Annotated in this window: 14 protein-coding genes; 10 read left to right on the top strand and 4 right to left on the bottom strand. The window is 72.7% G+C overall.

Annotated features, from left to right (window positions below):
- Window positions 1-68 precede the first annotated feature (68 nt).
- Together IEY98_RS15525 and IEY98_RS15520 are read left to right on the top strand one after the other, a co-directional pair.
- Window positions 69-1,880 carry a S8 family serine peptidase gene (locus IEY98_RS15525; RefSeq protein WP_189211132.1) on the top strand — a complete coding sequence of 604 codons (1,812 nt, stop codon included), beginning with the start codon at window positions 69-71 and terminating at the stop codon, window positions 1,878-1,880.
- 243 nt (window positions 1,881-2,123) lie between these two features.
- On the top strand, window positions 2,124-3,041 hold the full coding sequence (locus IEY98_RS15520; RefSeq protein ID WP_189211131.1) for a ribonuclease Z: 918 nt from the start codon (window positions 2,124-2,126) through the stop codon (window positions 3,039-3,041).
- Here the strand turns inward: IEY98_RS15520 and IEY98_RS15515 are convergent.
- Window positions 3,007-3,516, bottom strand: coding sequence for a hypothetical protein (locus tag IEY98_RS15515; protein WP_189211130.1), 510 nt, complete (start codon window positions 3,514-3,516; stop codon window positions 3,007-3,009). The genes IEY98_RS15520 and IEY98_RS15515 overlap by 35 nt on opposite strands.
- A 71-nt stretch (window positions 3,517-3,587) precedes the next feature.
- Here IEY98_RS15515 and IEY98_RS15510 point away from each other — a divergent pair, with 71 nt between their 5' ends.
- Window positions 3,588-4,022 (top strand): MarR family winged helix-turn-helix transcriptional regulator, encoded by a 435-nt coding sequence (locus IEY98_RS15510; protein WP_189211129.1) that lies wholly within the window; start codon window positions 3,588-3,590, stop codon window positions 4,020-4,022.
- A gap of 704 nt (window positions 4,023-4,726) precedes the next feature.
- Here IEY98_RS15510 and IEY98_RS15505 read toward each other — a convergent pair.
- From IEY98_RS15505 to IEY98_RS15495, 3 genes are read right to left on the bottom strand one after another with little or no spacing between them, the layout of a single operon-like run.
- A complete protein-coding gene (locus tag IEY98_RS15505; protein ID WP_189211128.1) occupies window positions 4,727-5,080 on the bottom strand; it encodes a DUF8129 domain-containing protein in 354 nt (117 codons plus the stop codon).
- A 15-nt stretch (window positions 5,081-5,095) separates the two neighbouring features.
- The gene (locus IEY98_RS15500; RefSeq protein WP_189211127.1) at window positions 5,096-5,275 is read right to left on the bottom strand and encodes a hypothetical protein; all 180 of its coding nucleotides are present in this window, start codon (window positions 5,273-5,275) and stop codon (window positions 5,096-5,098) included.
- Window positions 5,272-5,892: a Rho termination factor N-terminal domain-containing protein gene (locus IEY98_RS15495; RefSeq protein WP_189211126.1), complete on the bottom strand. Its 621-nt coding sequence runs from the start codon at window positions 5,890-5,892 to the stop codon at window positions 5,272-5,274. Before IEY98_RS15495 ends, IEY98_RS15500 begins: the two co-directional genes overlap by 4 nt.
- Before the next feature lie 131 nt (window positions 5,893-6,023).
- Between IEY98_RS15495 and IEY98_RS15490 the strand changes: the two genes are divergently transcribed.
- The 7 genes from IEY98_RS15490 (at window position 6,024) to IEY98_RS15460 (ending at window position 13,057) form a co-directional block, all read left to right on the top strand.
- A complete protein-coding gene (locus IEY98_RS15490) occupies window positions 6,024-7,376 on the top strand; it encodes an NAD(P)/FAD-dependent oxidoreductase (RefSeq protein ID WP_189211125.1) in 1,353 nt (450 codons plus the stop codon).
- Window positions 7,377-7,414: 38 nt separating this feature from the next.
- Complete coding sequence (locus tag IEY98_RS15485) at window positions 7,415-8,563, top strand: glycosyltransferase family 9 protein (protein WP_229786938.1); 1,149 nt, start codon at window positions 7,415-7,417, stop codon at window positions 8,561-8,563.
- Window positions 8,560-9,474: a glycosyltransferase family 9 protein gene (locus IEY98_RS33125; RefSeq protein WP_189211124.1), complete on the top strand. Its 915-nt coding sequence runs from the start codon at window positions 8,560-8,562 to the stop codon at window positions 9,472-9,474. Before IEY98_RS15485 ends, IEY98_RS33125 begins: the two co-directional genes overlap by 4 nt.
- A gap of 119 nt (window positions 9,475-9,593) precedes the next feature.
- Window positions 9,594-11,366 (top strand): aa3-type cytochrome oxidase subunit I, encoded by a 1,773-nt coding sequence (ctaD, locus tag IEY98_RS15475; protein WP_229786937.1) that lies wholly within the window; start codon window positions 9,594-9,596, stop codon window positions 11,364-11,366.
- A 22-nt stretch (window positions 11,367-11,388) separates the two neighbouring features.
- A complete protein-coding gene (locus IEY98_RS15470; protein WP_189211122.1) occupies window positions 11,389-11,811 on the top strand; it encodes an anti-sigma factor antagonist in 423 nt (140 codons plus the stop codon).
- A gap of 7 nt (window positions 11,812-11,818) precedes the next feature.
- The gene (locus tag IEY98_RS15465) at window positions 11,819-12,307 is read left to right on the top strand and encodes an ATP-binding protein (protein ID WP_189211121.1); all 489 of its coding nucleotides are present in this window, start codon (window positions 11,819-11,821) and stop codon (window positions 12,305-12,307) included.
- Between the two features lie 147 nt (window positions 12,308-12,454).
- Window positions 12,455-13,057 (top strand): ANTAR domain-containing response regulator, encoded by a 603-nt coding sequence (locus IEY98_RS15460; protein ID WP_189211120.1) that lies wholly within the window; start codon window positions 12,455-12,457, stop codon window positions 13,055-13,057.
- The last annotated feature ends 242 nt before the right edge of the window (window positions 13,058-13,299 follow it).

Here is a 13,299-nt window from a genome sequence, read left to right as displayed (position 1 = left end):
GTTATCGGCATAAATCCGCGTTATGTTCCTGACCGAACGTTTTCCTTCGTTCATCGGAGAACTCAAAGATGATCCCTGCACAGATCAGACGACGCGGCAAAATCTCCGCCGCAGTCGTGGCCGCGGTGACCCTCGCCGGTCTCACCGCAACCGCTTCGCCCGCAGTAGCGGACGAAGGCGTCATCCTCGGCGCTGGCGGTCCCGGAGCCGTCGCCGACCGCTACATCGTCGCGCTGAAGGACCGGACGGCAGCCGTGTCCGCGAGCGCGGCCGCGCTGGCCAACTCCTACGGCGGCCAGGTCAAGTACACCTACGAGCACGCCATGCGCGGGTTCTCGCTGGTCATCGGCGAGCGGCAGGCCCGCCGCCTGGCCGCCGACCCGAGGGTGGAGTTCGTCGAGCAGGTCACCATGGCCCGCGCGGCGGACACCCAGACCAACCCGCCCTGGGGCCTGGACCGCATCGACCAGCGGGACCGGCCGCTCAACCAGTCCTACACCTACCCGTCCCAGGGTGGCACGGGCGTCACCGTCTACATCATCGACAGCGGCACGCGCATGACCCACCGCGACTTCACCGGTCGGATCACCGCGGGCCCGGACTTCATCGACAACGACACCAACCCCAGCGACTGCAACGGCCACGGCACGCACGTCGCGGGCTCGGCGGCGGGCACGACCTACGGCGTGGCCAAGAAGGCGCGCATCGTGCCGGTGCGCGTGCTCGACTGCGCGGGCAGCGGCCCGTGGGACACCGTCGTCAGGGCCGTCGACTGGGTGACGGCGAACGCGGCCAAGCCCGCCGTCGTGAACATGAGCCTGGGCGGCAGCGGCACGCAGACCGCGCTGGAGAGCGCGGTCCGGCGGTCCATCGCCTCCGGGGTCACCTACACGCTGGCCGCGGGCAACAGCGACTCCGACGCGTGCAACTTCACCCCGGCGCGCACGCCGGAGGCCATCACCGTCGGCAACAGCACCAGCAGCGACACCCGGTACACCGGCATCGGTCCCAGCAACTACGGGCGCTGCCTGGACATCTGGGCGCCCGGCGCCAGCATCCTCTCCGCCTGGCACACCGGCGACACCGCGACCAACACCATCTCCGGCACGTCGATGGCCTCCCCGCACGTCGCGGGCGCGGCGGCGCTGTACCTGGGCGCCAACCCGAGCGCCACGCCGCAGCAGGTCCGCGACGCGCTGGTCACCAACGCCAGCAGCGGCAAGCTGACCGGCATCGGCACCGGCTCGCCGAACCTGCTGCTCTACACCGGGTTCATCGGCGACGGCAACCCCGACCCGACCAACCCCGACGTCGCCGAGCCGGGCGACCAGTCCACGGCGGTCGGCACCCCGGTGAACCTGCAGCTGCGCGTCACCGGCGGCACCGCGCCGTACCGGTGGACCGCGGAGGGCCTGCCCGCTGGCCTGACCATCAACGCCTCCACCGGCCTGATCAGCGGAACCCCGACCACCGTCGGCGACAACAAGGTCGTCGTCACCGCGACCGACGCGGCGGGCAAGGCCGACTCGGCGTCGTTCTCCTGGAGCATCACCGAGGACGGCGGCGGCGACTGCGGCGACCACGAGCACAGCGCCACCGGTACCCTCGCCAGCGGTGGCAGCCAGTACCAGCCCACCGGCGGCTACTACCGCACCACCACGACCGGCGCGCACCGGGCGAACCTGTGCGGTCCCGACGGCTCGGACTTCGACGTGTACCTGCAGAAGTACACCAGCTACGGCTGGGCGACCGTCGCGCAGGGCATCACGCCGGGCAACACCGAGACCATCGACTACACCGGCACCGCCGGGTACTACCGCTACCGGGTCCACGCCTACAGCGGAAGCGGCGACTACACCCTCGGCTACACCGTGCCGTGAGGCGGTGAGCCCCGAGGATCGCTCTCCCGGCGTGCCGAGCTCCCCGCATCGCGCGCCCTGAGCTACGGCTAGCCGACGAGAGCCGCCGGGCACCACTGCGCTGGCGCCCGGCGCCCCGGTGGGGGGATCGGCCGCCCGATGACGATCGGGCGGCCGTCTCCCATCCATACCCTGGCGGCCCGCTTTCCACTGTGGACGAACAATCGAGTTGGGGGAGCGCGGAAGAGGCCATAGGGTTCGGGCATGTCTCCCCGGGAACTGGTAGTGCTGGGCACCGCGAGCCAGGTGCCGACGCGGCGGCGCAACCACAACGGCTACCTGCTGCGGTGGGACGGGGAGGGGCTGCTGTTCGACCCGGGGGAGGGGACGCAGCGGCAGCTGACGCTGGCGGGGGTGTCCGCCACCGACATCACCCGGATCTGCCTGACCCACTTCCACGGCGACCACTGCCTCGGCGTCCCCGGCGTCGTGCAGCGGCTGTCGCTGGACCGGGTGGCCCGTCCCGTCCACGCGCACTACCCGGCGAGCGGGACCGACCACTTCCGCGCTCTGCGCCACGCCTGCGCGTTCCACGACGTGCTGGACCTGCGGGAGGAGCCGGTCGACCGCGACGGCCCGATCGCGGTGGGGGCGTTCGGCACGCTGTCGGCGCGGGCGCTGGACCACCGCGTGCAGACCTTCGGCTACCGGCTGGTCGAGCCGGACGGGCGGAGCATCCGGCCGGACCTGCTGGACCGCCACGGCCTGTCGGGCCCGATCGTCGGCCGACTGCAGCGGGACGGGGAGGTGGTCGTCGACGGCCGGACGGTCCGGCTGGCCGACGTCAGCGAGCCGCGCCGGGGGCAGCGGTTCGCGTTCATCATGGACACCCGCCTGTGCGACGCGGTCTTCGCCCTCGCGGACGGCGCGGACCTGCTCGTCATCGAGTCCACCTTCCTGTCGGAGGACCAGGCCCTAGCTGCGGAGTACCGCCACCTGACGGCCGCCCAGGCCGGGCGCGTGGCCGCCGAGTGCGGGGTCCGCACGCTGGTGCTGACCCACTTCTCCCAGCGCTACGACGACCCGGTCCGGTTCCACGCGGAGGCGGCGGCGGTGTTCTCCGGGGACGTCGTGGTCGCCGAGGACCTCATGCGGGTCCCCGTCCCGAAGCGGCGGGGGTAGCGGTCCCGCACGCCTGCCGGACCATGCCGATCCACCACACGACGGTGAACGCGATGACGGTCGGGTTCTTCACGAAGAGCAGCGCGGCCAGGTAGCCCTGCCGCCACGCCTCCGGCAGCAGCGCGGAGACCCCTTGCTCCGCCCCGAGGTCGAAGACCAGGAACGCGACCGACAGCCCCAACCCTTGGTACACAAGGGAACGCCAGTGGGCGGTGACGAACTCTTGGATCCTCGGCCACGCCACCGTGATGCCCCGCATCGCCAACCGCCACACGACGACCACCAGCAGGACCCGGGCGACCACGACCACCACCTCGGACGCGGCCGCCACCCCCGACGGCACGGCGTCACCCCACCCCACCACCGCCAGCCGCTGCACCGACCCCACCAGCGACAGCCCGACGATCGGTTTCCAGTGCCGCAGGTAGAACCGGACCGCCCATCGTGGTACCGCCGCGGCCAGCCGCCACTCCATCGCAGACCTTTCAGTTCGCTGAACAATTTAGTTCAGTCTACTGAAATATCTCGGGCGGTAAAGTGAGCGGCATGGACGGGCAGCACCTGGGCATGCGGCTGAGCACGGCGGTGGTCGCGTTCCACGAGGCGGTGGGCACGCATCTGGGCGTCACCGCCGTCGACCAGCGCGCCTACGCGATCGTCGCGGGGGAGGGCCGGATGTCGGCGGGCGACCTGGCCAAGCGCCTGGCACTCACCCCCGGCGCCGTCACCGGCATCGCCGACCGCCTGGAGCGCGCGGGCATCCTCACCCGCACCCCCGACCCCGCTGACCGCCGCCGAGTCCTCCTGACCGCCAACCCCGGCGCGTACGGCGACCTCCTGGCAGGCCTCGGCGCCGCCATGTCCGCCCTGACCGCCACCTACACCCCAGCCGAACAGCAGACCATCGCCGACTGGGTGACCCGCACGATCGACATCCTCCGCGAACAAACCCAACGCCTGACGGACAACCACCCCCGCTGACCCTCGCAACCGGACGGGATGGCGCGAGAGGGACCGGCCCCGGTCGCCCGGCGGCGCAGCCCCCTTGCCGCCTGCCGGTCGGCATCCGGATGATCACGTCATATGACCGCATCATCTGGATGATGAGAACATCCGGATGGGCAGAACATCCGGACGGCGGTCGGATCGCTTCTTCGCCCTCCGTGTGCCAGCGCCACCGAACCACTCTTCGGCGGCGGTGAAGTCGCCCTCTTCGGCTGGAGGCGGGACTCGGCCACCGCCTGATCCACCGCGCCGCATGGTCGCTCCGGCGGATCGATGATCGAGCTGGTCGAGCTGGCCCGGCTGGCTGCTTAGCCCCGCCGCAGGCTGCTTCGGCCCGCCGCAGGCTGCTTCGGCCCGCCGCAGGCTGCTTCGGCCCGCCGCAGGCTGCTTCGGCCCGCCGCAGGCTGCTTCGGCCCGCCGCAGGCTGCTTCGGCCCGCTGTTGGCTGCTTCGGCCCGCGGCAGGCTGCTTCGGCCCGCCGTTGGCTGCCTCGCCCCGTTGCTGGCCGCTTGGCCCCGTTGCTGGCCGCTTCGCCCTGCCGCCTGCCGCCTGCCACCAATACCCCTTCTTCCGCCCCCCGCGACCACCACCGGCCCCGACACGGCGATGTGTCGGGGCCGGTGGCACTCCCTCGGAATCTCGGAAGTCCAGCGGGTATTGCTCGGTTGCTTTGAGCAACCCCTAGCGCGCCCGGTTGCCCTTCGGCTTGCCCGGTGAGCCCGGCACCCCGTGGGGAGGCGGGTGGATGGGCTCCGGCGATGTCGCCGGGGTCACCGGGGAGCCTGCGCTCGGGGCGGGGGGCTGTTCCGGGCGGGTCTCGTGGGTGCCGGATGACGGGGTCGCGCCCGCCGCCAGTTCCTCCAACCTCGCGCTCAGCGCCGTGATGATCGGGGCGCGGGCGGCGTGTTCCTGTTCGTAGTCCAGGAGTTGGCGGACCTCGCCCTCCGTCAGCGAACGCACGCGGTCGCGCAGGGCGCCCGCGGGGAGGTGGTCGTAGTCGCTCAGCGGCAGGTCGCGCCGGTCGATGTCGCTCATCGTCAGGTTCCCGTCTCAGGCAGGCGACTCACCCGCGGGGTGGCCGCCGTGCTCCGCCGTGGTCTCCTCGGGGTCGATGTCCTGCTCGAACGCCGGTCCGTCGGGCTCCTCCCGGCGCTGGTCGCGCCGCTGCCCGAAGACGCGCTCCTCCAGGGCGTCCAGCGTCTCCTCCGGGTCGCGCCTCGGATCCGTCATGCGTCCTCGCGGTTCGGGTTCTCCAGGCGGAAGAAGTTGCTCGGCGTGCCGTCGGAGCGCTCCTCCTGGTAGATGAAGTTCAGGCCGCGCTCGTCGAAGGTGGCGAACCACTGGTCCCAGTCGACCCGGCGCAGCCGGTCGCCGCCGTAGCCGGGGAAGTCCAGGCGCAGGACGCCGAGGTGGTCGCCGTGCTCCGTGCCGCCGACGGTGGCCGGAACCGCGTCGCGCTCCTCGGCCCACCGCCGGATCACGTCGTGGTTGGTGGTCACCAGGCTCCGGCCGGGCCGCTCGGGCTCCTCGCCGGTCGAGGTCACCTCCTGGGCGTACTTCAGCGACTTCGACGAGGACTTGCCGCTCCGCACCCCGCCCCGGCCTGCGCTGTCGTCCTCCCGGCGCGGCCGAGGCGCGGTCCGCCCGCCCATGGCCTCGCCGATCGCCTGGACGAGGTCGTCCTTGCGCATGGAGTGCGAGCCGCTGATCTCCAGCTGCTTGGCCTTCTCCCGCAGCTCCGCCACCGACATCCCGGCGAGGTCGTCCTCGGCGGTGGCGGGCGTGTGGTTCTCCTTCGTCCTGGTGGGGCTGTGGTTGTCCTTGGTCTGGCCACGCTGCTTTGCCATCACGTCCTCCTTCTGGCGCGTTCGCAGGCCTACCCGGGTGGTCCCGGCGCCAATCCCCCCGTACGGGGATTCGCCCCGAGCCGCCTCGGGTAGCCGTCGCGGAACTGCCGACGACACCGAGGGGACCGTCCATGTCGCACTCGACCCGCCGCCCGAGGATCCTGGTGGTCGGCGCGGGTTTCGCCGGGTACCACTGCCTCCGCGCGCTGGAACGCGCGCTCCCGCCGGAGGCCGCCGAGCTGGTCGTGGTGAACCCGACCGACTACATGCTCTACGTGCCGCTGCTGCCCGAGGTCGCGGGCGGCAGCCTCGACCCGCGCCGCGTCGCCGTGCCCCTGCACGGCACCCTCCCGCGCACCCGGCTGGTCCTCGGCCACGCCGACGCCGTCGACCTCGACGCCCGCACCTGCACCGTCATCGATGTGGAGGGCAAGGCGAACACCCTGGAGTGGGACTATCTCGTGCTCACCGTCGGCAGCGTGACGCGCCTGCTGTCGGTGCCCGGCGTCGCCGAGCACGCGATCGGCTTCAAGTCGGTCGCCGAGGGCATCTACGTCCGCGACCACGTCCTGCGCCAGCTGGAGCTGGCCGAGCAGTCCGACGACCCGGCCGAGCGCGCCGCCCGCGCCACCTTCGTCGTCGTCGGCGCTGGCTACACCGGCACCGAACTGGTCGCCCAGGGCCAGGAGCTGACCCGCCAGGCGCTGCGCCACCGGCACAAGGTCACCGAGGACGAGGTGCGCTGGATCCTGCTCGACATCGCCCCGCGCGTGCTGCCCGGCCTCGACGAGCGCCTGTCCGGCCCGGCCGAGGAGGTGCTGCGCGAACGCGGCGTGGACGTGCGGCTCGAGACCAGCGTCACCGAGGTCACCGCCGACTGCGCGCGCCTCAGCGACGGCGCCGAGATCCCGACGCGCACGGTGGTGTGGTGCGTCGGCGTGCGGCCCGACCCGCTGGTCGAGGGCCTGGGCCTGCCCACCGAGAAGGGACGGCTGAGGGTGGACACCCACCTGCGCGTCCCCGAGCACCCCCGGGTCTACGCCGCGGGCGACGTCGCCGCCGTGCCCGACGTGTTCCACCCCGGCCAGTCCACCCCGATGACCGCCCAGCACGCCCAGCGGCAGGGCCGCGCCGCCGCCCGCAACATCGCCGCCGAGCTGGGCTACGGCCGCCCCCGCGCCTACCGCCACCGCGACCTCGGGTTCGTCGTCGACCTCGCGGGCCGCGACGCCGTCGCCAACCCGCTGCGCGTGCCGCTGCGCGGGCTGCCCGCCAAGATCGTCGCCCGCGGCTACCACCTGCTCGCGCTCCCGGCCAACCGGCTGCGCGTCGTCGCCGACTGGTTCACCGACCTGGTCGCCCGCCGCCAGGTCGTGCAGTTCGGCCTCGTGCCCGGCAGCGGCGTCAGCCTCGCCGAGGCCGACCACGGCCCCGGCCGGGTGCCGCACCAGCGCGCGGAACGGGACCGGGTGCAGTCCTCCTGAGCGGGTTTGCCCGTCCCGGCCACGGGTAGATCCGCTGCGTGCGCCCCGACGACGTGACACCAGCCCTCGCCATCGGCCCGACGCCGCCGCCGTTCCCCGATGTCGCCCGCATCGCCGTGCTGCGCGGCGGCGGGCTCGGCGACCTGCTGTTCGCGGTGCCCGCGATCGAGTCGCTGGCCGCGGCCTACCCGGACGCCGAGATCGTGCTCCTCGGCACCGGGTTCCACCGCGACCTGCTCGCCGACCGCCCCGGCCCGGTGTCGGCCGTGCTGCCGCTGCCCCGCGTGCACGGCGTGCACGACCCCGACGGGCTGGGCACCGACGAGGCCGCCGTGGAGCGCTTCACCGACCGGGCGGGGCACTTCGACCTCGGCGTGCAGGCGCACGGCGGCGGCCGCTGGTCCAACCCGTTCCTGCTGCGCCTGCGTCCCACCTGGACCGTCGGCTGCCGCACCCCCGACGCCGCCGAGCTGACCCGCTGCCTGCCGTTCAGCTACTACCAGCACGAGATCATGCGCGCGCTGGAGGTCGCGGGCCTGGCGGGCGCGCCGCCCGCCGCGCTGGTCCCGCGCGTGGCCGTCACCGACGCCGACCTCGCCGCCGCCGCCCGCGCCGTCGGCGAACCCGCCCGGCCCCGCGTCGTCGTGCACCCGGGCGCCACCGACCCGCGCAGGCGCTGGCCCGCCGAGCGCTTCGGCGAGGTCGCCGCCGCGCTCGCGGGCGACGCCGAGGTCGTCGTGATCGGCACCGCGGACGAGGCCGACCTCGCCGCCGCGGTGGTCGCCGCCGCCCACGACCGGCTCCCGCCTGCCGCGCGGGCCTCGGTGCGCTCGGTGGCGGGCGCGCTGGACGCGAAGGCCCTCATCGGCGTCCTGGCCACCGCCCGCGCCGTGGTGGCCAACGACAGCGGGCCGCGGCACCTCGCCGAGGCCGTCGGCGCCCCGACCGTGTCGGTCTACTGGATGGGCAACGTGATCAACGCCGGGCCGCCGGGCAGGCTGCGCCACCGGCTGCACATCTCCTGGACCGCGCGCTGCCCGGAGTGCGGCGCCGACTGCACCCGCCAGGACCTGGCCCGCTGCCCGCACCAGGTGTCCTTCGTCGCCGACGTCCCCGTCGAGGGCGTCCTGGCCGACACCGCGGACCTCGTCGGCCGCGGCGAGGCAGCCGACGAGCCTGCGGCATGATCCTCGTCCTGCGCGCGCTCAAGCTCGGCGACCTCCTGGTCGCCGTCCCGGCCCTGCGCGCGCTGCGCGCCCACTGGCCGGACCAGCGCGTGCTCTACGCGTGCCAGCCCTGGCTCGCGCCCGTCCTGCGGTTGACCGGCAGCGTCGACGAACTGGTCCCCGTGCACGGCCTCGAGCCGCTGCCCGAGCGCCTGCGCGGCGTCGACGTCGCGGTCAACATGCACGGCGCGGGCCCCACCAGCACCGAGATCCTCGACGCGCTCGCGCCAGCCCGGCGCATCGGCCACGCTCCCGGCTGGCCCGGGCCCGAGTGGCGCGACGACCTGCACGAGCGCGACAGGTGGTGCCGCCTGCTCACCGCCCACGGCATCCCGGCCGACCCCGCCGCCTACACCCTCGACCACCCCGGCGTCGCGTCACCGGCCCCCGGCGCCGTCCTGGTCCACCCCGGCGCGGCCTACGGCAGCAAGCGCTGGCCCGCCGAGCGCTTCGCCGCCGTCGCCCGCGCCCTGCGCGCCGACGGCCACCACGTCGTGGTCACCGGCGTCGAGAGCGAGCGGCCGCTGGCCGAGCGCGTGGCCGCCGAGTCCGGCGCTGACTGCCTGGCGGGCCACACCCCGCTGGACACCCTGGCCGCGCTGATCGCCGACGCCCGGCTGCTGGTCTCCGGCGACACCGGCGTCGCCCACCTGGCCACCGCGTACCGGACGCCGTCCGTCGTCCTCTTCGGACCGGTCGGCCCCGAGCAGTGGGGCCCGCCCGCCACCGGCCCGCACGTCACCCTGACCGCCGCCACCGCCCGCCGCGGCGACCCGTTCGCCGACGACCCCGACCCGGCCCTGCTGGGCGTCACGGTCGAGGAGGTCGTGGCCGCCGCCACCGGCCTGCTGGACCACCACCGCGCGGCCTGAACCCTCCGGCTTGAGCGAATCCGGCGCGGTCCCGGCACGATCGGCCGACGGGGCGCATGCGCGCCGCCGATCCCGGGTACCCGCGAGCGCCCTGGTCGTCGCACCAAGCGGGGGACGTCGTGACCCTGACCGAGAAGCCCGTGCCGGTCCGGCCCTACCCCACCCGCCCGCGCCCGCGCGGCTCGGTGCTCCTCGGCCTGCTCAGGACCACCGACCACAAGCAGATCGGCCTGCTCTACCTGACGACCAGCTTCGCGTTCTTCCTGGTCGGCGGCCTGATGGCGCTGCTGATGCGCGCCGAACTCGGCGCGCCGGGCATGCACTTCCTCTCCCACGAGCAGTACAACCAGCTGTTCACCATGCACGGCACGGTGATGATGCTGTTCTACGCCACCCCGAACGTGTTCGGCTTCGCGAACTTCATCCTGCCGCTGCAGATCGGCTCGCCGGACGTGGCGTTCCCCCGGCTCAACGCGCTGTCGTACTGGCTGTACCTCTTCGGCGGCGTCATCGCGATGTTCGGCTTCCTGACCCCGGGCGGCGCGGCCGACTTCGGCTGGTTCGCCTACACCCCGCTCTCCACCGCCACCTTCGCCCCCGGCCCCGGCGGCGACCTGTGGGCGGTGGGGCTCATCGTCAGCGGCCTGGGCACCATCCTCGGCGCGGTCAACATGTTCACGACCGTGGTGTGCCTGCGCGCGCCCGGCATGACGATGTGGCGGATGCCCATCTTCACCTGGAACATCTTCTTCACCAGCATCCTCGTGCTCCTCGCCTTCCCGATCCTCACCGCGGCGCTGTTCGGGCTGCTGGCCGACCGGCTGATCGGGGCGCACGTGTTCGACCCGGCCAACGGCGGGGCCATCCTGTGGCAGCACCTGTTCTGGTTCTTCGGCCACCCCGAGGTCTACATCGTCGCCCTGCCGTACTTCGGCATCATCAGCGAGATCATCCCGGTGTTCAGCCGGAAGCCGCTGTTCGGCTACAAGGGCATGGTGTTCGCGACGGTGGCGATCACCGGGCTGTCCATGACGGTGTGGGCGCACCACATGTTCGCCACGGGCGCGGTGCTGCTGCCGTTCTTCGCGTTCATGTCCTTCCTCATCGCCGTGCCGACCGGGATCAAGTTCTTCAACTGGGCGGGCACGATGTGGAAGGGGCAGCTCACCTTCGAGACACCCATGCTGTTCTCGGTCGGCTTCCTGGTGACGTTCCTGCTCGGCGGCCTGACCGGCGTGCTGCTGGCCGCGCCCTCGGCGGACTTCCACGTCACCGACACCTACTTCGTCGTGGCGCACTTCCACTACGTGCTGTTCGGCACGATCGTGTTCGCCACGTTCGCGGGCATCTACTTCTGGTTCCCGAAGATGACCGGCCGCTACCTGGACGAGGGCCTGGGCAAGCTGCACTTCTGGACGACGTTCATCGGCTTCCACACGACCTTCCTCGTGCAGCACTGGCTGGGCAACGAGGGCATGCCCCGCCGCTACGCCGACTACCTGCCCTCCGACGGCTTCACCACGATGCACGCCGTCTCCACGATCGGGGCGTTCCTCCTGGGCGCGTCGGTCGTTCCATTCGTGTGGAACGTCGTGCGCAGCTACCGCTTCGGCGAGCCCGTGGCCGTCGACGACCCCTGGGGCTACGGCAACTCCCTGGAGTGGGCCACCGGCTGCCCGCCGCCGCGGCACAACTTCACCGAACTGCCGCCCATCCGCTCCGAGCGGCCCGCCTTCGAGCTGCACTACCCGCACATGGTCGAGCGCTTCCGCGCCGAGGCGCTGCAGAAGCCCCGCAAACGCGCCGAGCGCATGCCCGCGCCGTCGGAGATGGCCGCGGCGGGCACGCAGCCGGACGACCAGGACGACCGGGAGGACCCGCGCGGCAAGTGACCAGGGCGGTACTGTGCGGCGTGTGAAGCCCGCAAGTGACGAACGCACGCCCGACGGGAGCGCGCGGTTCGCCGTCCCCAGCCGCGAGCAGTTGCTGGCGGTGCACCCGACCGACCGGGACGACGCCATCATCATCGCCGTCGACGGCGACATCGACGTCCTCACCGCCCCGCGCCTCGCGGCGGCCATCGGCGCGGCGTTCGACCGGCTCGGCGCCCGGCCCCTGGTCGTCGACCTGAGCCGGGTGGGCTTCATGGGCTCCTCCGGGCTCCGCGTCCTGCGCGAGAGCGCCACCGAGGCCGTCCGCCACCGCGGCCTCGCCCAGCTCCGCGTCGTCGTCGACCACGCCCGGCCCGTCATCCGGCCGATCGAGATCGTCGGCCTCGACCAGGTCCTGGCGCTCTTCCACACGGTGGAGGACGCACTCACGGCAGAGCCGCGGTGACCCGCCCATGCCGCCCAGCTCAGACCAGGACAGGCGCCAGGCGGGCGCGCGTTCGGAAGCGGACGCCGAGCCCGAGTTGCGCTTCACCCTGCCGGTCGACTGGGTCTCGCCGTCGCTGGCCCGCGAGCGCCTGAGGTCCTGGCTGCGCAGGCAGCGCTGGTCCCCGGCGCAGATCGACGACCTCGTCCTGGTCGTCAACGAGGCCGTCACCAACAGCATCGAGCACGGCTACGGCCTGTCCGCCGAACGCGCCAGGCCCCCCTCCGCCGTCCAGATCACCTGCCGGGTCCTGACGGACCCCTCCGGCGACCGCCAGGTGGAGCTCGTCGTCCGGGACCAGGGCCGCTGGCGCCCGCCCACCGAGCCCGGCAACCGAGGCAAGGGACTGGGCCTCATGCGGGCCTGCAGCGAGCACATGACCATCGATCATGACGAAACCGGCACCACGGTCACCATCGTGAGCCGCCCGATCCCGCCGCCATTGGCGCCCGGCTAGCTGCCGAAACCGCCCAAATGCGCCGGAACCACCCCGACCATTCGCTGTCAGCCGGGTCACCTCCATCATGACGCCTGCCGGTAACACGGCGACGGTAGGCTGCAATCTCGCGATTTCCTGGTTACCAAGCGCAACAGGAGGACCCCGGTGACCGAGTTGGCTGCCGACGCGCAGGCGCCCGCCGCACGCCGCGTGCTCGTCGCCGAGGACGAGGCGTTGATCCGGCTCGACCTGGTCGAGATGCTCCGCGAGGAGGGCTACGAGGTCGCCGGGGAGGCCGCCGACGGCGAGCAGGCCGTCCAGCTGGCAGGCGAGCTGCGGCCCGACCTGGTGATCATGGACGTGAAGATGCCCAGGATGGACGGCATCGACGCGGCCACCCTGATCGCCAGGGAGCGGATCGCGCCCGTGGTGATGCTGACCGCGTTCAGCCAGCGCGAGCTCGTCGAGCGGGCCCGCGACGCCGGGGCCATGGCCTACCTGGTCAAGCCGTTCGCCAAGCACGACCTCGTGCCCGCCATCGAGCTGGCCGTCAGCCGCTTCGCCGAGCTGCACGCCCTGGAGAACGAGGTCGCCGGGCTGACCGAGCGGCTGGAGACGCGCAAGGTCATCGAGCGGGCCAAGGGGCTGCTGATGACCAAGCAGGGCCTCAGCGAGCCGGAGGCGTTCCGCTGGATCCAGCGCACCGCCATGGACCGCAGGACCACGATGAAGGCCGTCGCCGAGGCCGTTCTGGAGCACATCACGTAGTCGGTCGTTCCCGTTCCGCGCACCGGTGGTTGCCATCCGGCAATCACTTTCCCGTGATGATCCGATCAGCGCCCGACAACGCGGCGCCGTTAATCGGCCGAGATCGGATCGGGGAATCGGCGCGCCCCGGCGGTCAATGGCGCGCACATGGCGGAAAACAGCGCAATGGCATCCGTTCGCCGCCTGTGCCGCTCGCGTCGGATCCGGACAGTGCGGGGAACGGAACGCGTGCGACTCGTGGC

Source organism: Actinokineospora fastidiosa (genome assembly GCF_014648415.1).
Classification (GTDB): Bacteria; Actinomycetota; Actinomycetes; order Mycobacteriales; family Pseudonocardiaceae; genus Actinokineospora; species Actinokineospora fastidiosa.
The sequence above is the reverse complement of the archived record's forward strand: the minus strand, read 5'-3'. Positions and strand labels throughout refer to the sequence as shown.